This window comes from Streptomyces sp. NPDC107522, assembly GCF_055657525.1.
This window is the reverse complement of record NZ_JBVKAU010000032.1, coordinates 1-22,062: the sequence shown is the minus strand read 5'-3', so window position 1 is coordinate 22,062 and position 22,062 is coordinate 1. Positions and strand designations below refer to the sequence as shown.

General features: G+C 71.3%; 12 protein-coding genes. 11 read left to right on the top strand and 1 reads right to left on the bottom strand.

The features are described 5' to 3' along the window. Window positions 1–143 precede the first annotated feature (143 nt). The 9 genes from glgX to ACZ7L6_RS42860 all read left to right on the top strand — a co-directional run bounded on the left by glgX (window position 144) and on the right by ACZ7L6_RS42860 (window position 16,775). Complete coding sequence (glgX, locus tag ACZ7L6_RS42900) at window positions 144–2,399, top strand: glycogen debranching protein GlgX (protein WP_471933891.1); 2,256 nt, start codon at window positions 144–146, stop codon at window positions 2,397–2,399. A 114-nt stretch (window positions 2,400–2,513) separates the two neighbouring features. Next, on the top strand, window positions 2,514–4,349 hold the full coding sequence (locus tag ACZ7L6_RS42895) for an ABC transporter ATP-binding protein (RefSeq protein ID WP_471933889.1): 1,836 nt from the start codon (window positions 2,514–2,516) through the stop codon (window positions 4,347–4,349). Continuing rightward, window positions 4,346–6,199 (top strand): ABC transporter ATP-binding protein, encoded by a 1,854-nt coding sequence (locus ACZ7L6_RS42890; RefSeq protein WP_471933887.1) that lies wholly within the window; start codon window positions 4,346–4,348, stop codon window positions 6,197–6,199. Before ACZ7L6_RS42895 ends, ACZ7L6_RS42890 begins: the two co-directional genes overlap by 4 nt. A 66-nt stretch (window positions 6,200–6,265) precedes the next feature. Continuing rightward, window positions 6,266–7,987 (top strand): ABC transporter ATP-binding protein, encoded by a 1,722-nt coding sequence (locus ACZ7L6_RS42885; RefSeq protein WP_471933885.1) that lies wholly within the window; start codon window positions 6,266–6,268, stop codon window positions 7,985–7,987. 110 nt (window positions 7,988–8,097) lie between these two features. Then, entirely contained in the window at window positions 8,098–9,840 is a 1,743-nt protein-coding gene (locus ACZ7L6_RS42880) for an ABC transporter ATP-binding protein (protein ID WP_471933921.1), read from the top strand. Window positions 9,841–9,892: 52 nt separating this feature from the next. Beyond that, the gene (locus ACZ7L6_RS42875) at window positions 9,893–11,950 is read left to right on the top strand and encodes an NAD(+) synthase (RefSeq protein ID WP_471933883.1); all 2,058 of its coding nucleotides are present in this window, start codon (window positions 9,893–9,895) and stop codon (window positions 11,948–11,950) included. A gap of 302 nt (window positions 11,951–12,252) precedes the next feature. Next, window positions 12,253–14,316, top strand: coding sequence for a M4 family metallopeptidase (locus ACZ7L6_RS42870; protein ID WP_471933881.1), 2,064 nt, complete (start codon window positions 12,253–12,255; stop codon window positions 14,314–14,316). Window positions 14,317–14,527: 211 nt separating this feature from the next. Then, on the top strand, window positions 14,528–16,195 hold the full coding sequence (locus ACZ7L6_RS42865) for a M4 family metallopeptidase (protein ID WP_471933879.1): 1,668 nt from the start codon (window positions 14,528–14,530) through the stop codon (window positions 16,193–16,195). A 70-nt stretch (window positions 16,196–16,265) separates the two neighbouring features. After that, window positions 16,266–16,775: a DUF1990 family protein gene (locus tag ACZ7L6_RS42860; RefSeq protein ID WP_471933877.1), complete on the top strand. Its 510-nt coding sequence runs from the start codon at window positions 16,266–16,268 to the stop codon at window positions 16,773–16,775. 4 nt (window positions 16,776–16,779) lie between these two features. Here ACZ7L6_RS42860 and ACZ7L6_RS42855 read toward each other — a convergent pair whose 3' ends face one another. Further along, entirely contained in the window at window positions 16,780–19,398 is a 2,619-nt protein-coding gene (locus tag ACZ7L6_RS42855; protein ID WP_471933875.1) for a glycosyltransferase family 1 protein, read from the bottom strand. 323 nt (window positions 19,399–19,721) lie between these two features. Between ACZ7L6_RS42855 and ACZ7L6_RS42850 the strand changes: the two genes are divergently transcribed. Both ACZ7L6_RS42850 and ACZ7L6_RS42845 read left to right on the top strand, forming a co-directional pair. Next, window positions 19,722–20,924, top strand: coding sequence for a S8 family peptidase (locus ACZ7L6_RS42850; protein ID WP_471933873.1), 1,203 nt, complete (start codon window positions 19,722–19,724; stop codon window positions 20,922–20,924). 236 nt (window positions 20,925–21,160) lie between these two features. Continuing rightward, on the top strand, window positions 21,161–22,062 hold a 902-nt coding region (locus tag ACZ7L6_RS42845), incomplete at its 3' end, for a maltotransferase domain-containing protein (protein WP_471933871.1).

Here is a 22,062-nt window from a genome sequence, read left to right as displayed (position 1 = left end):
GGGGTGGGTCTGGGGAAACGTGAGTGCGAGCCATGGGGTGGGCAGAACATCAGGGAGGACGACGCGACGGGGAGCCGCGGCCAGGGACGACCGTGTGCCCCCCTTTCACATCACGTGGTCCCTGAGCCGTGGGAGGCCGACAGGTGTCGAGCGCAGCCGAGCAGGAGGCGGTGGCCGCCGCGGTCGCCGCTGAGGAGGGGCGCCCGAACGCCGTCGTGAACGGCGCGCGGCGCAAGGCCCCCGGTGTGCCCGTGTGGCCGGGCGCGCCCGTGCCGCTCGGCGCCCGTTTCCGGGTCGGCCCGGAGGGGGTGGAGGGCACCAACTTCGCGCTGTGGGCGGGGGGAGCGGAAGCCGTCGAGCTGTGTCTCTTCGACGAGCAGGGCAAGGAGACGCGGGCCAAGCTGACCGAACTGACGCACGAGATCTGGCACGGGTTCGTGCCGGGGGTGATGCCGGGTCAGCGCTACGGCTACCGGGTGCACGGCCGCTGGGACCCGTGGACCGGCGGCCGCTGGAACCCGGCAAAGCTGCTCCTCGACCCGTACGCGCGCGCGGTGGACGGCGACTTCAGTCTGCCGCCGGAGGTGTACGGCCATGTCCGCGACTGGCCCCAGCAGCATGTCGCGGACACCGTGCGCGACGACCGGGACTCGGCGCCGTACGTCCCGAAGGGTGTGGTCGTCCACGACGACGCCCCGGAGGACGAGTGGATGGACGACCGCCGGCCGAAGACGCCGTGGGCCGACTCGGTGATCTACGAGGTGCATGTACGGGGCTTCACGAAGCTGCACCCGGGGATCCCGGAGGAGCTGCGGGGGACGTACGCCGGTCTGGCGCACCCGGCCGCAATCGAGCACCTGGTGAAGCTGGGCGTGACGGCCGTGGAGCTGCTCCCGGTCCATCAGTTCGCGCACGAGGACCATCTGCTGCGCAAGGGCCTGCGCAACTACTGGGGCTACAACTCCATCGGCTACTTCGCCCCGCACGCCGCCTACGCCGCCTCCGGTACGACCGGTCAGCAGGTCGGCGAGTTCAAGCGCATGGTCCACGCTCTGCACGCGGCCGGGATCGAGGTCATCCTCGACGTCGTCTACAACCACACGGCCGAGGCGGGCGAGCTGGGTCCGACGCTGTCGTTGAAGGGCATCGACAACCGGGGGTACTACCGGTTGCAGCCGGACGCACGCCGGTACGCGGACTACACGGGCTGCGGGAACACGCTGCACGTCGTCCAGCCGCACGTCCTGCGGCTCATCACCGACTCGCTGCGCTACTGGGTGACGGAGATGGGCGTGGACGGCTTCCGCTTCGACCTGGCGGCGGCGCTGGCCCGCTCCATGCACGACGTCGACATGCTGTCGCCGTTCCTCGCCGTCATCGCGCAGGATCCGGTGCTGCGGCGGGTGAAGCTGATCGCCGAGCCGTGGGACGTGGGGTCGGGCGGCTATCAGGTGGGTGCCTTCCCGCCACTGTGGACGGAGTGGAACGACCGCTACCGCAACGCCATACGGGACTACTGGCGTGGTGCGCTGCCGGATGTCCGGGATCTGGGGTACCGGCTGTCGGGGTCCAGCGACCTGTACGCGTGGGGTGGCCGCCGGCCGTACGCCTCGGTCAACTTCGTGACCGCGCACGACGGTTTCACGCTGCGGGACCTGGTGTCGTACGAGCGCAAGCACAACGAGGCGAACGGGGAGGGCAACCGGGACGGCTCGAACGACAACCGGTCGTGGAACTGCGGCGCCGAGGGAGAGACGGACGACGAGGGCGTACGGGCGCTCAGGCGCCGTCAGTTGCGGAACCTGCTGACCACGCTGTTGCTGTCGACGGGCGTGCCGATGCTGGTCGCGGGCGACGAGCTGGGGCGGACGCAGCGCGGCAACAACAACGCGTACTGCCAGGACAACGAGATCAGCTGGCTGGACTGGGGGCTGCTGGATGAGCCCGGCTGGAAGGCGCTGTTCGACCTGACGTCCCGGCTGATCGAGCTGCGGCACCGGCACCCCGTACTGCGCCGCCGTGCCTTCTTCTCCGGGCGGGCGCACTCGGCCGACGGGCTGCGGGACCTGGCCTGGTTCACCGCGCGGGGCACGGAGATGACGGAACGGGACTGGTACGCGCCCGCCGCCACGCTCGGCATGTACCTGTCCGGGCGGGACATCCCGGGCCGGGACGAGCGCGGGGCGCCGATCCTCGACGACAGCTTTCTTGCCGTGCTGCACGCCGGGGACGAGCCGGTGAGCTTCGTGCTGCCGGGGCCGCCGTGGGCGGAGCGGTACGAGGTGGTCGTCGACACGTCGCGGGAGGAGCAGGGGGAGGCGCCGGGCGTGGAGCACCGAGCGGGGGCGGCGATCACTGTGCCGGCGCGGGCGGTGCTGTTGCTGAAGGTGGACGGCTGACGATCCCCGTTGTGTACGACCCCTCGAACGCGCAGGTCGTAGGACCAGCGGCCGATTGCGGACCGGCCAAAACTCGGTGGGCAGTGTCAGTGGCGATCCGTAGGCTCGCTGCTGATGGTGACGACACGTGCAACCGCCGAGGACAGGGCCGACCGATCCGCCGTGCGTACGCTGCTGCGTCTGTGGCCGTATGTGCGGCCGGTGCGTTCGCGGTTGTTCACCGCCGCGTTCGTGGCGATCGTCGCCTCCTGTCTGTCGCTGGTCATTCCGCTCGTCCTGAAGTGGATGGTGGACGGGCCCGTCGCCGACCGGGATCCGGCCGGGGTGTGGCTCGGGGCGCTGTTCCTGCTGCTGCTCGGGGTCGGGGAGGCGTTGCTGTTCGGGCTGCGGCGGTGGCTGGTGGCGCGGCCGCTGGCGGGGGTCGAGGCGGCGATGCGGGCGGATCTGTACCGGCATCTGCAGCGGCTGCCGGTGGCGTTCCACGACCGGTGGGCGTCGGGGCAGTTGCTGTCGCGGGGCACGACCGATCTGATGCTGCTGCGCATGTTCCTCGCCTTTCCGCTGACGTTCCTGCTGGTCAACGGTGTGACGATCCTCGTCGGCGTCATCATCATGCTGCTCCAGGACTGGACGCTGGGGCTGGTGATCCTGATCCCGGCCGTGCCCGTGGTCGTCACCTGCGTGATCTTCGAGAAGCGGTACGCCACGGTGGCGCGCCGCGCGCAGGACCAGGTGGGCGACCTGACGACGGTCGTCGAGGAGAGCGTGCTCGGGATCCGGATCATCAAGGGGTTCGGGCGGCACCGCAGTCAGGCCCGGGCGTTCCGGGAGCTGTCACGGACGTTGCGGGGCACGGAGCTGCGCAAGGCGCGGCTGCTGGCGACCATCTGGGGCGTCATCGTGACGCTGCCGGAGGTTGCCATCGGGGCGGCGCTGGTGCTGGGTGCGGTGCGGGTGGCGGACGGGGAGCTGTCGGCGGGCACGCTGGTGGCGTTTCTGTCGACGGCGCTGGCTCTTCGGTGGCCTGTGGACTCGATCGGGTTCCTGCTGGCCATGAGCCAGGAGGCAGCGACGGCGACTGAGCGGTATTTCGAGGTGATGGATCAAACGCCGGAGACGGGAGCGCCCCAAAGGGGCGCGGGGCTGTATCGATATGCGGCTCCGCCGCGGGGCGCGACCAGCCCCTACCGGCCCGCAGCCGACAACGACGGCCTCCGTTTCCACAACGTCCGGTTCCGCTACCCCGACGCCCCCGCCGACTCCCCACCCATCCTCGACCGCATAGACCTCCACATCCACCCCGGCGAATCCATGGCCCTGGTCGGCGCAACCGGCAGCGGCAAGACGACCCTCACCGCCCTCGTCCCGCGGCTCCACGAGGTGACGTCCGGGCGGATCACCCTGGACGGCGCCGACATCACCGCCATGTCACGGGAACAGCTGCGCTCACTCGTCGCCGTCGCCTTCGAAGAACCCACCCTGTTCTCGGCCAGCGTCGCGGACAACGTTCTCATGGGGGCCGGAGACGGCGCGGGACAGCCAGAGTTGGAGCGGGCGCTCGCCGTCGCGCAGGCCGGCTTCGCGCACGCCCTGCCCCACGGCACCGAGACACAGGTCGGCGAGCAGGGACTCAGTCTCTCCGGCGGCCAGCGCCAGCGCCTCGCGCTCGCGCGGGCCGTGGTCGGCCGGCCGAGGTTCCTCGTGCTGGACGACCCCCTGTCCGCCCTGGACGTGCACACCGAGGCCGCCGTCGAGGCCGCCCTGCGGGACGTGCTCGCCGAGACCACCGCCCTCATCGTCGCCCACCGCCCGTCCACCGTGCTGCTCGCGGACCGCGTCGCCCTGCTCTCCGGCGGCCGTATCGCCGCCGTCGGCACGCATCACGAACTGCTGCGCACGAACGCCGAGTACGCCCACCTCATGGCCGGGACCGAGGAGGCCGACCGATGACGGCGACCACCACCACCGCACCGGGCAAGGAACAGCCGGCCGAGGACCCCGCCAAGCCGGGCGACCCCTTCGACCGCGACGTCCTGCCCACTCCCCCGGGCGCCACCGGGGCCCTCCTGCGCTCATTACTCGCCCCCCTGAAGGCCCGCGTCGCCCTGACCACCCTCCTGCTGCTGCTCCAGCAGGCGGCCGTGCAGGCGGGCCCGCTGCTGGTGGCGTACGCCATCGACACGGCCGTACCGGCGTTCCGGCGCGACGACCTCGGCCCGCTGACCGCCGTCGCCGTCGGCTATCTGCTGTGCGCGCTGGCCTCCGGCGGCCTGCAGTACGGGTTCATCCTGGTCTCCGCCCGCGTCAACCAGGACGTGCTGCTCGACCTGCGCGGCCGTATCTTCCGCCATGCCCAGGCCCTGAGCATCGACTTCCACGAGCGCTACACCTCGGGCCGGCTCATCTCCCGCTCCACGACGGACGTGGAGTCCCTGCGCGAGCTGCTCGACGAGGGTCTGCAGGAACTCGTCACCGTCATCCTGTCGTTCGTCTACATCTCGGCGATGCTGCTGTGGCTGGACCTCGGCCTGGGTGCGGTCGCCGTGGCCTCCTTCGTGCCGCTGTACCTCCTCGTACGGCTCTACCGGCGGCGTGCCGCGCGGGTGTACACCGTGCGGTCCACCGCGATCGCCGCGGTGATCGTCAAGTTCGTCGAGACGATGAACGGCATCCGCCCGGTGCGCGCCTTCCGGCGGGAGACCGCCAACGACGCCGACTTCGCCGTACTCAACACCCGGCACGAGCGGACGAACGGCGACGCGCTGCTGGAGATGGCCCGTTACGTCGTCGGCTCCCGCCTCGTCGCCAACACCGCCGTCGCGGGGATCGTGCTGTGGGGCGCCTACCGGGTCGCGGGCGGCACGCTGGCCCTGGGTGTGCTGGCGGCCGCGGTGCTGTACCTGCGGCGGCTGTACGACCCGATCGACCGGCTCGGCATGTTCCTCAACTCGTACCAGTCGGCGGCGGCCTCCCTGGAGAAGATCGCCGGGCTGCTGGCCCAGACGCCGTCCGTGCCCGAGCCCCGGGAACCCCGGCAGCTCCCGGCGCTCGAGAGCGAGCACCCCGGCCGCGAGGTCGTCTTCGACGGCGTCCGGTTCGCCTACCGCACCGGTGGCGAGGTGCTGCCCCGCTTCGACCTGACGATCCCGGCCGGGCAGACGGTCGCGGTCGTCGGCTCGACCGGCGCGGGCAAGTCGACGCTGGCCAAGCTGCTCGCCCGGTTCTACGACCCCTCCGACGGCCGGGTCCTGCTGGACGGCGTCGACCTGCGCGAGCTGGCCGTGCCCGAGCTGCGGCGCGGGGTGGTGATGGTGACGCAGGAGGCGTTCCTGTTCTCCGGCACGGTCGCCGAGAACATCGCCATCGGGCGTCCCGACGCCACCCGCGAGGAGATCGAGCGGGCGGCGAAGGCCATCGGCGCGCACGACTTCATCAGCTCCCTGCCCGACGGCTACGACACCGACGTACGCAAGCGGGGCGGCCGTATCTCCGCGGGCCAGCGCCAACTCGTCGCCTTCGCCCGGGCGTTGCTCGCCGACCCCGCCGTGCTGATCCTCGACGAGGCCACCAGCTCCCTCGACATCCCCGGCGAACGGGCCGTGCAGCGCGCGATGTCGACGGTCCTGCACGGGCGTACGGCGGTCGTCATCGCGCACCGGCTGTCCACGGTCGAGATCGCGGACCGGGTCCTGGTCATGGAGCACGGCCGGATCGTCGAGGACGGCACTCCGGCCGAACTCGTCGCGGGGACGGGCAGGTTCGCGGATCTGCACCGGGCTTGGCGGGACAGTCTGGCGTGACCGTGACGGTGCCCGCGACGGGACAGGCCGGCGAGACCGTCCAGGGGGACGACAGGTGATCGACAGGTGATCGACGCGTACGAGGACCCGGGCACGCCCGACTCCCGGGGTGGCTGGCGGTATCTGCTGTGGCTGGTGCTGCGGCAGCCCTGGCGGTCGGCGGCGGGCGCCCTGCTGGGCAGCGTGTGGATGGTGCTGCTCGCGGCGACGCCCCTGCTGATGGCCCGGGCCGTGGACGAGGGTCTGGAGAAGGACGACATGGGCGCCCTCGCCCTGTGGACGGGGCTGCTGGTGGTGGTCGGGGCGTTCAACGCGTGGCTGAGCATCATGCGGCACCGCACGATGACCCGGGTGCGGATGGACGCCAACTTCCGCACGGTCAAGGTCGTCGTCGGGCATGCGGTACGGCTCGGGGCCGCGCTGCCGCGGCAGGTAGAGGCCGGGGAGATCGTGACGATCGGCGTGGGCGACGTGCATCAGATCGCCTCCGCGCTCACGGTGATCGGTCCCGGGGTCGGTGCGATCGCCGCCTACCTCGCGGTCTGCGGCCTGCTGCTGACCGTCTCCGTCGAGCTCACGGTGGTGGTGCTGCTCGGCATGCCCATGATCGCCCTGCTCGTCGGACCGCTGATGCGCCGGCTGCAGGGCACGGAGGCGGAGTACCGGGAGCGCCAGAGCGTCCTGACGGCCCGGATCGGCGACCTCGCGGGCGGACTGCGCGTCCTCAACGGTCTCGGTGGCAAGGGCCTGGTCGCCGACGCCTTCCGCCGGGACTCGGCCCGCCTGCGCGAGCAGGGCTACCGGGTCGGCTCGGTGACCAGCTGGATGCAGGCCGTCGGCGTCGGACTGCCGACGCTGTACCTCGCGGTGGTGACCTGGATGGCGGCCCGCATGGCGGCCCAGGGGACCATCACCGTCGGCGAGCTGGTGTCGGTCTACGGCTATGTCGCGGTCCTCGTCCGCCCGGTGTCGTACTTCGTGGACTGGGGCTACCAGCTCGGCCGGGGCGTGGTGGCCGCCCGCCGCGTCGTACGACTGCTGCGCCTGGAGCCGGAACCGGACACGGGCACGCGCGAGGCCCCCGCGGAGCCGTCGGTGCTGTACGACCCGGAGTCCGGCGTACGGCTGCTCCCGGGCCGCCTGACCGCACTGGCCGCCGCCGTGCCGACGGACGCCGCGGCCGTGGTGGACCGCCTCGGCCGCTACACCCCCTCAGCGGCGACCTGGGGTGGCGTACCCCTGGCCGACATCGCGTTGCCGCAGCTCAGGGCGCGCATCCTGGTCGCCGACCACGAGGCGGACCTGTTCGCGGGCACACTGCGGGAGCTGATCGGCGGGCACTGGGGCCCCGATGGCCGCAGCGAGGCGGAGATCGCCCGGGCCGTACACACAGCGGTCGCGGAGGACATCGTCCGCGGCCTCCCCGACGGCCTCGACACCCCCATCGACGCCCAGGGCCGCAACCTCTCCGGCGGCCAACGCCAGCGCATCCGCCTGGCCCGCGCCCTGCTGGCCGACCCCGAGATCCTCCTCGCCGTGGAACCGACATCGGCCCTGGACGCCCACACGGAGGCAAGGGTCGCCGAACGCCTGCACGCGGCACGGCAGGGGCGTACGACGGTGGTGACCACCACGTCGCCGCTGGTCCTGGACCAGGCGGACACCGTCCACTACTTGGTCAACGGCAAGGTGGCGGCCACGGGCACGCACAGCGAACTGCTCGACGGGGAGCCGGGTTACAGGGCCCTGGTGGCGAGGGACGAGGACGCCGAGGAGATCTTGAATTGACGGACGGACAACGCCGCCCAGGGGCGCGGGGAACTGCGCGACAAGCCACCAAGCACCCGCACCCGGCAGACAACGCCAAGTGCCGAGCTCTCCCCCGCAATTCCCTCCCCATTGCAGAACCCGAAGACGTACGACAAGCCACCCTCCGCCTCATCCGAGCCGACGCCAAAGCCTTCACCGCCGTACTCGCCCTGAACTCCCTCGCCGCGATCGTCGGCCTAGCCGGCCCCTGGCTGGTAGGCCGCATCATCGACGAGGTCCGCACCGGCCACGGCGTAACAACCGTGGACAAGCTCGCCCTGGCGATCCTGGTCGCAGCAACAGCCCAGCTGTTGCTGTCCCGCTGGGCCCGGTACGAAGGCCACCGCTTCGGCGAACGCACCCTCGCCCGCATCCGCGAGGAGTTCGTCGACCGCACCCTCACCCTGCACGCCTCCGTCGTGGAACGCGCCGGCACCGGCGACCTGACGGCCCGCGGCACCGCCGACGTGGCCACCGTCGGCACCACGCTCCGCGACGCCGGCCCCGAGATGCTGATCAACATCGTGCAGGCGCTGTTCCTGCTGGGCGCGGTCTTCGCGATCGACCCGCTGCTCGGCGCGCTGGGGGTGTTCGTCCTCACCCCCATCTGGTTCGTGCTGCGCTGGTACCTGCGGCGGGCCCGGGAGGCGTATCTGGCCGAGGGCGCGGCGAGCTCGGAGGTCGCGGAGATGCTCGCGGCGACCGCGGCGGGCGCCCGCACGGTGGAGGCGTTCGGGCTGCGGGAACGCCGGGTCGCGGTCAGCCGTGAGGCGCTGGAGGAGTCCCGGCGCACCCGCTTCCACACGCTGTTCCTGCGCTCGGTGTTCTTCCCGGTGGTGGAGGTGTCGTACCTCTTCCCGGTGGCGGGCGTCCTGCTGATCGGCGGGATCCTGCACGCGCACGGGGCGATCAGCCTCGGCGCGGTCGTGGCGGCCGGGCTTTACTTCCGGCAGTTCGAGGGGCCGCTCGACGAACTCCTGGTCCGGGTGGAGCAACTGCAGAGCAGCGGCGCGTCGTTCGCCCGGGTGGAGGGGCTGGCGCGGGCCCCGCAGGCGACCGAGACCGATGCGCCGACGCCCGCGGACGACCGCATCGACGTGACCGGCGTGCGCTACGCCTACGACCGCGGCGGCGACGTCCTCAGCGACGTCGACCTGACCGTCCGGCCGGGCGAGCGGCTCGCCGTCGTCGGGCCCTCGGGCGCTGGAAAGACGACCCTGAGCCGCCTCCTGGCCGGCGTCGACGCGCCGACCGCCGGCTCGGTGACGGTGGGCGGCGTCCCCGTCGTCGCCCTGGGCCCGGAGGAGCTGCGCCGCCAGGTCGTCCTGGTCACCCAGGAGCACCACGTCTTCCTCGGCACGGTCCGCGACAACCTCCGTATCGCCGAGCCGTCCGCCACGGACGAGGAGCTGTGGGCCGCGCTCACCGCGGTCGGCGCCGACACCTGGGTACGCCGGCTGCCCGACGGCCTGGACACGGCGCTCGGCGACGGCGGCTGCCGTACGGACGGCTCGCAGGCCCAGCAGCTCGCCCTGGCCCGCGTGGTGCTGGCCGACCCGCACACCCTGATCCTCGACGAGGCGACGGCCCTGCTCGACCCGACGACCGCCCGGCACACCGAGCGCGCCCTGGCCGCCGTACTCCAGGGCCGTACGGTCATCGCCGTCGCGCACCGCCTGCACACCGCGCACGACGCGGACCGGGTGGCCGTGATGGAGAACGGCCGCCTCACCGAGCTCGGTACCCATGACGAGCTGGTCGCCGCGGACGGGGCGTACGCGGCGCTGTGGCGGTCGTGGCACGGGGAGCGGGCGGGGTCCGATCACTCGTGAGAGCGGAGATCTATGCTTCTCGGAGCAGCAGATTCGTTCCACCGAACACGTCATGTCCGTTTCTCCTGGGGAAGCCCCGTTGAACTTCTGGTCGATCTACCAGCACGGCTTCGCGCGCGTCGCCGCGTGCACGGGCCACACCGTCATCGCCGACCCGCGCGCCAACGCGGAAGCGGTTCTGCGGCAGGCGCGCCGGTGCGCGCAGGAGGGGGTCGCCGTCGCCGTCTTCCCCGAGCTGGGCCTGACCGGCTACTCGATCGAGGACCTGCTCCTGCAGGACGCGGTACTCGACGAGGTCGAGGAGGCGCTCGGCACGGTGGTGGCCGGGTCGGCGGACCTGCTGCCGGTGCTGGTCGTGGGCGCGCCGCTGCGTCATCGCCACCGGATCTACAACTGCGCGGTGATCGTGCACCGCGGCCGGATCCTCGGCGTGGCGCCGAAGTCGTACCCGCCGAACTACCGGGAGTTCTACGAGCGCCGCCAGATCGCGTCCGGCGAGGACGAGCGCGGCGGAACGATCCGGCTGCGCGGCGAGGAGGTGCCGTTCGGGGTCGACCTGCTCTTCGAGGCGGCGGACGTGCCCGGCCTCGTGCTGCACGCGGAGATCTGCGAGGACATGTGGGTGCCGGTGCCGCCGAGCGCGGAGGCGGCGCTGGCCGGCGCGACCGTGCTGGCCAACCTCTCCGGCAGCCCGATCACGGTCGGGCGGGCCGAGGACCGGCGGCTGCTGTGCCGGGCGGCGTCCTCGCGCTGTCTGGCGGCGTACGTCTACTCGGCGGCCGGTCTGGGCGAGTCGACGACGGATCTGTCGTGGGACGGCCAGACCATGATCTACGAGAACGGCACCCTGCTCGCCGAGACGGACCGCTTCCCGCTCGACGACCAGTACGCCGTGGCCGACGTCGACCTGGACCTGCTGCGCCAGGAGCGGCAGCGGATGGGCACGTTCGACGACAACCGCCGCGCCCACGCCGCCCGTACCGGCGACTTCCGGAGCATCAAGTTCCAGCTGGACCCGCCCACGACCGACCTGGGTCTGAAGCGCCGGGTCGAGCGCCTGCCGTTCGTGCCCGCCGACGCCGACCGGCTCGCCCTGGACTGCTACGAGGCGTACAACATCCAGGTCGCGGGCCTCCAGCAGCGGCTGGCCGCGATCGGCAGCCCGAAGGTCGTCATCGGGGTGTCCGGCGGCCTGGACTCCACGCACGCGCTGATCGTCGCCGCCCGGGCGATGGACCGCGCCGGCCGCCCGCGCAGCGACATCCTCGCCTTCACCCTGCCCGGCTTCGCCACCAGCGACCACACCAAGGACAACGCCCACAAGCTGATGAACTCGCTCGGCGTCACCGCGGCCGAGCTGGACATCACACCGACCGCACGGCTGATGCTGCAGGAGATGGGCCACCCGTTCGCGTCCGGTGAGCCGGTGTACGACGTCACCTTCGAGAACGTGCAGGCCGGGCTGCGCACCGACTACCTGTTCCGGCTCGCCAACCAGCGCGGCGGCATCGTGCTCGGCACCGGTGACCTGTCGGAGCTGGCGCTCGGCTGGTCCACGTACGGCGTGGGCGACCAGATGAGCCACTACAACGTCAACGGCGGGGTGCCGAAGACGCTGATCCAGCATCTGATCCGCTGGGTCATCGGCAGCGGCCAGTTCGACGACGAGACCGGCAAGACGCTGGCCGCGATCCTCGACACGGAGATCAGCCCCGAACTGGTGCCGGGCGAGGAGATGCAGTCCACGGAGTCCAAGATCGGCCCGTACAACCTGCACGACTTCACGCTCTTCCACGTCCTGCGGTACGGCTTCCGGCCGTCGAAGATCGCCTTCCTGGCCTGGCACGCCTGGCACGACCCGGAGGCCGGCGCCTGGCCGCCGGGGTTCCCCGAGGCCAAGCGGGTGGCGTACGAACTGGCGGAGATCCGGCACTGGCTGGAGGTCTTCTGCCGGCGCTTCTTCGCGTTCGCACAGTTCAAGCGCTCGGCGATGCCGAACGGGCCGAAGGTCTCGGCCGGCGGTTCGCTCTCCCCGCGCGGCGACTGGCGGGCGCCGTCGGACGGCAACGCGGCGGCCTGGCTGCGGGACCTCGCCCGTATCGACGTGTGAGCCCACTGTTCTGTCCGTTCCGTTTATCGAACGTGAACTCCCGGACAACGAACGATTTCCGGCCAACTTTCTGACGCGGTCCTGACAGAAACCGCAGTCAGCTGCCACTCTTCCCACGGCCGCGACACAGCAACCCCACAGCGCCGTCACACGACGGTGCCCGCGGCCGAGCTCCCGCACGCGCACGTCTGTTCCCGCACGCGCACGTCGTTCTGCGTACCACCTCGCTCCGCCCGGACGGCCCACCCGCCGACCGGTCTCCCCTGGCCGCGTGATCCGCGGCCGCGCAGAAGGAGTCAGTGTTGAGAGACAGTTCCTCCCACAGACGCACCCCCCACGCAGCACAGCGCCCCACGGCGCCCCGCCGGGCCGCCGCCGTCGCCCTCGTCGGCGTGGCCGCCCTGATCGCCGCGGCCGTCCAGTCGGGCGCCGCCACCGCAGCACCGGAGAAGGCACCGTCGGCTGCGGGCAAGGTCATTCCGGGCGCCGAGTCCGTCAAGCTGTCCCCCGCCCAGCGCGCCGAGCTGATACGCGAGGCCAACGCCACCAAGGCGGACACCGCGAAGGATCTGGGCCTCGGCGCCAAGGAGAAGCTGGTCGTCCGTGACGTCCTCAAGGACGGCAACGGCACGGTCCACACCCGCTACGAGCGGACGTACGACGGCCTGCCCGTCCTCGGCGGCGACCTGGTCGTGGAGACCGCGAAGTCCGGCGAGACCGAGGCGGTCGTCAAGGCCACCCGGGCCGCCATCAAGCCGGCCACCACCACGGCCGCCGTACCCGCCGCGAAGGCGGAGAAGCAGGCGCTGGCCGCGGCGAAGGCGGAGGACGCCAAGAGCCCCGACGTCAACCGGGCGCCGCGCAAGGTGATCTGGGCCGCGAACGGCAAGCCGACCGTGGCCTACGAGACGGTCGTCGGCGGCTTCCAGCACGACGGCACCCCGCAGGAACTGCACGTCGTCACGGACGCCACCACCGGCGAGAAGCTGTACGAGTGGGAGGCGATCGAGACCGGCACCGGCAACACGGTGTACTCCGGCACGGTCAACCTGACCACCACGCAGTCCGGTTCGACGTACAACCTCACCGACGGCGCGCGCGGCAACCACAAGACGTACAACCTGAACCGCGGCACCTCCGGCACCGGCACCCTCTTCTCGGGCTCCGACGACATCTGGGGCAACGGCAGCCCGTCCAACCTGGAGTCCGCGGGCGCCGACGCACACTACGGTGCCGCGCTGACCTGGGACTACTACAAGAACGTGCACGGGCGTTCGGGTATCCGCGGTGACGGCGTCGGCGCGTACTCCCGCGTCCACTACGGCAACAACTACGTCAACGCGTTCTGGTCCGACAGCTGCTTCTGCATGACGTACGGCGACGGTTCGGGCAACGCCAACCCGCTGACGTCGATCGACGTGGCCGCGCACGAGATGACCCACGGGCTCACCTCCAACACCGCGGGCCTGAACTACTCGGGCGAGTCCGGCGGTCTGAACGAGGCGACCTCCGACATCTTCGGCTCGACGGTCGAGTTCTACGCCAACAACTCCTCCGATGTCGGTGACTACCTCATCGGCGAGGAGATCAACATCAACGGCGACGGCACCCCGCTGCGCTACATGGACAAGCCCAGCAAGGACGGCGCGTCCAAGGACGCCTGGTACTCGGGCATCGGCTCGATCGACGTGCACTACTCGTCGGGCCCGGCGAACCACTTCTTCTACCTGCTGAGCGAGGGCAGCGGCACCAAGACCATCAACGGTGTCACCTACAACTCGCCCACCTCGGACGGCCTTCCGGTCACCGGCATCGGCCGCGCCAAGGCGGAGAAGATCTGGTTCCGCGCGCTGACCACCAAGTTCACCTCGACCACCAACTACTCGGGCGCCCGCACCGGCACCCTCGCGGCGGCCGGTGAGCTCTACGGCACCACGAGCGCCGAGTACAAGGCGGTGCAGGACGCCTGGGCGGGCGTCAACGTGGGCGCGCGCTCCGACGGCGGGGGCGGCGGCGGTACGTCCTTCGAGAGCGGAACGGACGTATCGATTCCGGACAACGGCGCGGCCGTTACGTCCCCGATCACCGTGTCCGGCCGGACCGGCAACGCACCCTCCAACCTCCAGGTCGCCGTGGACATCGTCCACACCTACATCGGTGACCTCAAGGTGGACCTGGTCGCCCCCGACGGCACGGCGTACACGCTGAAGGGGTACGGCACCGGCGGCAGCTCGGACAACCTCAACACCACGTACACCGTCAACGCGTCCTCCGAGGTCGCCAACGGCGTGTGGCAGTTGCGGGTCCAGGACAACGCGGCCATCGACACCGGTTACATCAACAGCTGGAAGCTCACCTTCCCGTAGGCCGGTTCGCGGTCCGCTCAGGACAGGGCGTCGTCTCGGTGGGTTCAACTCCCGCCGGGACGGCGCCCGTTCACATTTCCGAAACATTTACCGGACAGTCAGCTTTCGGCCAACATCACCGCACCCTCCTGACATGTACGCGCCTCAGGTGTCACTCTTCGTGCACCCGCCGCACAAGCACCACTGCACCTCCCCCACAAAAGGAGCTCGTGTGACCCCCCTCTACGCGCGTCGCAAGCGCACCACTCTGGCCATCGCCACCGCGGTGGCGGCCGGAGCCCTCCTCACCACCGGTCTGACCGCCGGCAGTTCCGCCGCCGAGGACCAGGCGCGGAGCGGCAGAGAGGCGACCCCCCGCGCCGTCCCGGTCGCGCTGGCCCCCGCGGCCCGCACCGCCCTCATCAAGGACCAGCAGGCCGAGGCCGCCGAGACCGCCGACGCGATAGGCCTCGGCGCCCAGGAGAAGCTGGTCGTCAAGGACGTCGTCAAGGACGCCGACGGCACGGTCCACACCCGCTACGAGCGCACCTACTCCGGGCTCCCCGTCCTCGGCGGCGACCTCGTCGTCCACGAGTCGGCGTCCGGCGCCACCAAGGGCGTCACCAAGGCGACGAAGGCCGCCATCAAGGTCGCCTCACTGAAGCCGGCGATCACCGCGGCGAAGGCCGAAGGCCAGGCGGTGAAGCTGGCCAAGGCGGCCGGTTCGAAAAAGACCGAGGCGGACGACGCGCCCCGCAAGGTGATCTGGGCGGCGAACGGCAAGCCGACCCTCGCCTACGAGACGGTCGTCGGCGGCCTCCAGGAGGACGGCACCCCGAACGAGCTGCACGTCGTCACCGACGCGGCCACCGGCAAGAAGCTGTACGAGTACCAGGGCATCGAGACCGGCACCGGCAAGAGCCTCTACTCGGGCACGGTCACCCTCGGCACGGCGCTGTCGGGCTCGACGTACCAGCTGTACGACACCTCGCGCGGCGGCCACAAGACGTACAACAAGGCCCGCAGCACCAGCTCCTCCGCGGGCACCCTGTTCACCGACGCGGACGACACCTGGGGCACCGGCGCCGCCTCCAGCTCCTCCAGCGACCAGACGGCCGCCGTCGACGCCGCCTACGGCGCCCAGGTCACCTGGGACTACTACAAGAAGACCTTCGGCCGCAGCGGCATCAAGAACGACGGCAAGGCCGCGTACTCCCGCGTCCACTACGGCAACGCGTACGTCAACGCCTTCTGGGACGACAGCTGCTTCTGCATGACGTACGGCGACGGCGAGGGCAACACCAAGCCGCTCACCTCGCTCGACGTGGCCGGCCACGAGATGACGCATGGCGTCACCTCCAACACCGCGGGCCTGAACTACTCGGGCGAGTCCGGCGGCCTGAACGAGGCCACGTCCGACATCTTCGGCACGGCGGTGGAGTTCTACGCGGCGAACTCCTCCGACCCCGGTGACTACCTCATCGGCGAGAAGATCGACATCAACGGCGACGGCACCCCGCTGCGCTACATGGACAAGCCCAGCAAGGACGGCAACTCGGCCGACGCCTGGTCGTCCTCGCTGGGCGGCCTGGACGTCCACTACTCCTCGGGCCCCGCGAACCACTTCTTCTACCTCCTCTCCGAGGGCAGCGGCGCCAAGACGATCAACGGGGTCAGCTACAACTCCCCGACGTCCAACGGCTCGACGGTCACCGGCATCGGCCGCGCCAAGGCCGCCGCGATCTGGTACAAGGCCCTGACCGAGTACATGACATCGACGACGAACTACAAGGGCGCCCGCACGGCGACCCTGAGCGCGGCGTCCGCCCTGTACGGCGGCACCGGCAGCACGGAGTACAAGGCGGTCGCGGCGGCGTGGGCGGCGGTCAACGTCAACTGACGCACATGTAGCCGGCGCGGCGGCACCCGGGACGAAGGCATCCCCGGGTGCCGCCCTACGCTTGTGCCCCATGTCCTTCACGTACGAAGACGTCGGCGCGACCCGGGAGACCGGCTTCTGCCCGCCCGGATTCCACCCTCTGCACGTGCGCACCCGCATCGGCGAGGGCGAAGAGGTCTTCCGCCGAGCCGCCGAGGCGGTCATGACCTGGGAGATGCACCGCGCGATGGGCGTCGGCATCGACGCGAGCGCCGATCGCGCGGCTCCCGAGGTCGACGTCACGGTCAGCCTCGCCGGTGTGATCAAGGCGCCGTGCCGGGTGGTCTGGACGGTGGAGGAGCACCGGCGGGTCGGCTGGGCGTACGGCACGCTGTCCGGCCATCCGGAATGCGGCGAGGAGGCGTTCGTCGTGGAGCGCACGGGCGACGGCACCGTGTGGCTGACGGTGAACGCGTTCAGCCGGGGGGCGAAGTGGTACGCGCGGGCCGGAGGGCCGGCCACGCGCGGACTCCAGCATGCCTATGCGCGGCGGTGCGGGGGCGTGCTGCGGCGGTTGTGCGCGCCGGTGCAGGAGTTCTGACGTCTCACCGCATCAGCACCCCCGCCCCCTCCCCCGCCTCCTCCGAAGGCACCGCCACCAGCCCCAGCTCCGCGCCCGAGGCCAGCAAGCGATGTGCCGGCAGGATCCGTACCGTGTAGCCGTACGGACCCGTCCGGTCCAGGGAGAGCGGACCCTCGTACACCCACCGCCCCTCCGCGTCCGGATTCCCGGTCGGCTTCAGCGGCACCGTCGAGGCGTCCGCGATGCGGTCCTCGGAGTCGACGCGGCCCGAGACCACCTGGACCTCCACGTCGTCAGGGCCCAGGTCGCCCAGGCCCACCCGCACACGCAGGCTGAGCGTGGACCCGAGTTCCGCGGTGGCCGTCGCCGCCGAGGTCTCGACGTGGTCGACCGTGACGCCGTGCCACGCCGAGCGCACCCGCCCCTTCCACTCCGCCAGTTCGCGCGCCGCGTCCGGCGTCATCGCGCGGTGCGCGTGGGCGGCCGGGGTGTAGAGGCGCTCCACGTACTCGCGGACCATTCGGCCCGCCAGCACCTTCGGGCCGAGCAGGGTCAGGGTCTGGCGGACCATCTCGATCCAGCGGTCGGGCAAGCCGCCCTGGCCCCGCTCGTAGAAGCGAGGGGTGACGCGCTGCTCCAGCAGGTCGTACAGCGCCGCCGCCTCTATGTCGTCCCGCCGGTCGGGGTCCGTGCCGGTGCCGTCGGCCGTGGGGATCGCCCAGCCGAAGTCCGGCTGGAACCACTCGTCCCACCAGCCGTCCAGGACGGAGAGATTGAGACAGCCGTTCAGCGCCGCCTTCATGCCGGACGTACCGCAGGCCTCCAGGGGCCGCAGCGGGTTGTTCAGCCAGATGTCGCAGCCGGGGTACAGCTTCTGGGCCATCGCCATGCCGTAGTCCGGCAGGAACACGATCCGGTGCCGGACGCGCGGGTCGTCCGCGAACCTCACCAGCTCCTGGACCAGGCGCTTTCCGCCGTCGTCCGCCGGGTGCGCCTTGCCCGCCACCACGATCTGGACGGGCCGCTCCGGGTGCAGGAGCAGGTCCATCAGGCGGTCGCGGTCGCGCAGCATCAGCGTGAGGCGTTTGTACGACGGGACCCGGCGCGCGAACCCGATCGTCAGGACGTCGGGGTCCAGGACGCCGTCGATCCAGCCCAGCTCGGCCGTCCCGGCGCCGCGTTGCCGCCAGGAGGTGCGCAGGCGGTCCCGTACCTCCGTCACCAGCTGCTCGCGCAGGTTCCGGCGCAGCTCCCAGATGTCCTGGTCGGGGATGTCCCCGACCGCGTCCCAGCGGTCCGAGCCGCCGACGGTCAGGGCGTCCTCGGTGCGCTGGACGCCGATCTGGCGGGCACCGAGGCGGAAGACCTCGGGGGCGACCCAGGTCGGTGCGTGCACGCCGTTGGTGACCGAGGTGATGGGGACCTCGTCTGCGTCGAAGCCCGGCCACAGGCCCGAGAACATCTCGCGGCTGACGTGGCCGTGCAGCAGCGAGACGCCGTTCGCCCGCTGCCCCAGACGCAGGCCCATCACGGCCATGTTGAAGAGGTTCGGTTCGCCGCCGGGATACGTCTCCATGCCGAGCTGCAGGATCCGCTCGACGTCGATGCCCGGGAGTTCGGCGTCGGGGCCGAAGTGGTGGGCGACCAGTTCGCGGTCGAAGCGGTCGATGCCGGCCGGGACGGGGGTGTGGGTGGTGAAGACCGTGCCGGCGCGGACGGCTTCCAGCGCGGAGTCGAAGTCCAGGTCCTGAGCGCAGAGTTCGGCGATGCGCTCCAGGCCGAGGAAGCCGGCGTGGCCCTCGTTGGTGTGGAAGACCTCGGGTTCGGGGTGGCCGGTCAGGCGGCAGTACGTCCGCACCGCCCGCACACCTCCTATGCCCAGCAGCATCTCCTGCAGCAGCCGGTGCTCGCTGCCGCCGCCGTAGAGCCGGTCGGTCACGCCGCGTTCGCCGAGGCCGTTCTCCTCGACGTCGGAGTCCAGCATCAGCAGGGGCACGCGGCCGACCTGGGCGAGCCAGATGCGGGCGTGCAGCTGCTTGCCGCCGGGCAGGGCGAGGGAGACCTGGGCGGGGGTGTCGTCCGGTTCCTTCAGAAGCACGAGGGGCAGCTCGTTGGGGTCCAGGACCGGGTAGTGCTCCTGCTGCCAGCCGTCCCGGGACAGACTCTGGCGGAAGTAGCCGTGGCGGTACAGCAGCCCGACCCCGATCAGGGGTACGCCGAGGTCGCTGGCCGCCTTGAGGTGGTCGCCGGCGAGGATGCCGAGGCCGCCGGAGTACTGGGGGAGGGCGGCCGTGATGCCGAACTCGGGTGAGAAGTAGGCGATGGCGGCGGGCAGTTCGGCGGACTGGCCCTGATACCAGCGCTCGCCCGTGACGTAGTCGACCAGGTCACCGGCGACCGCGGTGAGGCGGCGCAGGAACCGGCGGTCCTCGGCCAGCTCGGCGAGCCGCCCGGGCGACACGCTGCCCAGCAGCCGTACGGGGTCGTTGCCCGAGGCGGCCCAGCACTCGGGGTCCACGGACTGGAAGAGATCGCGGGTCTCGGCGTGCCAGGACCAGCGCAGATTGCGGGCCAGATCGCTCAGCGGCCGGAGGGCTTCGGGGAGGACAGGACGGACGGTGAATCGACGGATCGCCTTCACGGTTCCACCTCGGGCAGCGCGTGGCAGGGGAGGCACGGCGGTGTGCATCCCGTCATCGCCCCGAACGCTATCGGTATGCGGGGCTTCGTAACCACAGTGCGTTTTTGTGGCTGTCAAGCGGAGAGAACAGAGCACGTCCGTCCGAAAAGCGCCGCAACCTTTACACCTCCCCCATGGCCGATATGGCCGATTCCGCCCCCGTAGGCCTCCTTGTGGCGACTTCTCACGCCGGGAGAGGCTGACACATGGCGCACCGGCCCACACCGGGTGCACCCGGCGAACCGGGGCCGCCGTGCGCCGAGTTGAGGAGGGGAACTCACACCATGGCACGGACGCGCACACGGCGTCTGCGCCGGGCCGGTGGCCTGACCGCGGTGACCTGCGTCGCCGCACTGTCGGCCGCCACCATGCCCGCGCACGCCGCACCGGAGGGGCAGATACTCGGCGCCGGAGAACCCGGCTCCGTCAGCGGCAGTTACCTGGTGACACTCAAGGGGGGAACGAAGGCTCCGTCGGCGGCCGGAAAGAGCCTCGCCGAGAAGTACGGGGCGAAAATAAGCCACACCTACAGCACGGTCCTCAACGGCTACGCGATCCAGGCGGGCGAGAGACAGGCCAAGCGGCTCGCAGCCGACTCCCGTGTCGCGTCGGTCGTCCAGGACACCCGCGTGACGCTCGACCACACCCAGAAGAACCCGCCGTCCTGGGGGCTCGACCGCATCGACCAGCCGAACCTGCCGCTGGACAACCGCTACACCTGGCCCGAGTCCGCGGGCGCCGGAGTGACCGTCTACGTGATCGACACCGGAATCCGCGTCTCGCACAAGGACTTCGGCGGCCGGGCGAGCTACGGCTGGGACTTCGTGGGCAACGACAGGACCGCCGGCGACGGCAACGGCCACGGCACCCATGTCGCCGGCACCATCGCGGGCAAGCAGTACGGCGTCGCCAAGAACGCGAAGGTCGTCGCCGTACGCGTCCTCGACAACGCAGGCAGCGGCACCACGGCCCAGGTCATCGCGGGCATCGACTGGGTGACCCGGCACGCGAAGAAGCCCGCGGTCGCCAACGTCAGCCTCGGCGGCCCCCGCAACGCGCAGCTGGACGCCGCCGTACGCAACTCCATCGCGTCCGGCGTCACCTACACGGTCGCGGCGGGCAACGACGGGCTGCCGGCCGGCCTCTACTCCCCCGCCGCGGTGAAGGAGGCCATCACCGTCGGCGCCACCGACAAGAAGGACGCGCGGGCGGGCTTCTCCAACTTCGGCCCGACCCTGGACCTGTTCGCCCCGGGCGTCTCGATCACCTCGGCGTCGTACGCGAGCGACTCCGGCAGGGCGACCTTCTCCGGTACGTCGATGGCGTCGCCGCACGCGGCGGGCGTGGCCGCGCTCTATCTGGCCGACCACCGCAAGGCCCGGCCCGCGCAGGTGTCCAAGGCGCTGGTGGACGGGACGGTGTCCGGCAAGGTCTCCGGGCGCGGGCTCGGCTCGCCGAACAAACTGCTGCAGGTACCGGGGTCGTAGCGGCCTCTGCGCGGCGAAATGCAGCCACCGGCCCCGTTCTTGCGAACGGGGCCGGTCTTGTGTGTAGACATACGCGTGAGTAGTTAACAAAGTGCCGGATTGCGTACCCGAATAGGGTGGGAAGGCTCCTCCGGTACACCCCACCCGTGCGCCCCCGGGCGTACTGGGAAACACCACGCAGGACCCACCTCCCCACAGCCATCCGCCCACCCACGTTGACGCGGACAGGAGCGGTCATGCCCGCCATGCACCACCAGTCGTCCTCACCCCCGACGTCCCGCACCGATGCACTCCCTGTGCAACGCGCCGTCACCGCCGACACCGGACCACCCGCCGCGGAGCGACCCTCCGCGAGGGACACGTCCGGCGGCGTGGGGCGCATACCCGTCCTCGACGTCCGCCCGGTCGTCCAGCACGGGCGCAGGCCCGCGAAGGCCGTGACCGGAGAGTCCTTCGAGGTCTCGGCGACCGTGTTCCGCGAGGGGCATGACGCCGTGGCCGCCAATGTCGTGCTGACCGACCCGGACGGCCGCCTGGGCCCCTGGACGCCGATGCGTGAACTGGCGCCGGGCACCGACCGCTGGGGCGCCACCGTCACCGCCGGCGAGCCCGGGCACTGGACCTACCGGGTCGAGGCCTGGGGCGATCCGGTCAGCACCTGGCGGCACCACGCCCAGATCAAGATCCCGGCCGGGATGGACACGGAACTGGTGCTGGAGGAGGGCGCGCGGCTGTACGAGCGCGCGGCCGCAGGGGTGCCCGAGAGCGAGGGACGGCGTCAGGTGATCCTCGCGGCCGTCGAGGCGTTGCGGGACGAGAGCCGCCCGGCCGCCTGGCGGTTGGCGGCGGCGCTGACGCCCGAGGTGGATGCGGTGTTGGGGCGGTATCCGCTGCGGGACCTGGTCACCGCCTCGGATCCGCTGCCGCTGCTGGTGGAGCGCGAACGGGCCCTGTACGGCTCCTGGTACGAGTTCTTCCCCCGCTCCGAGGGCACCCCCGAGCGTCCGCACGGCACCTTCGAGACGGCCGCGCGCCGACTGCCGGCGATCGCGGCGATGGGCTTCGACGTGGTCTACCTGCCGCCCGTCCACCCCATCGGCACGACCTTCCGCAAGGGCCCCAACAACACCCTGTCCGC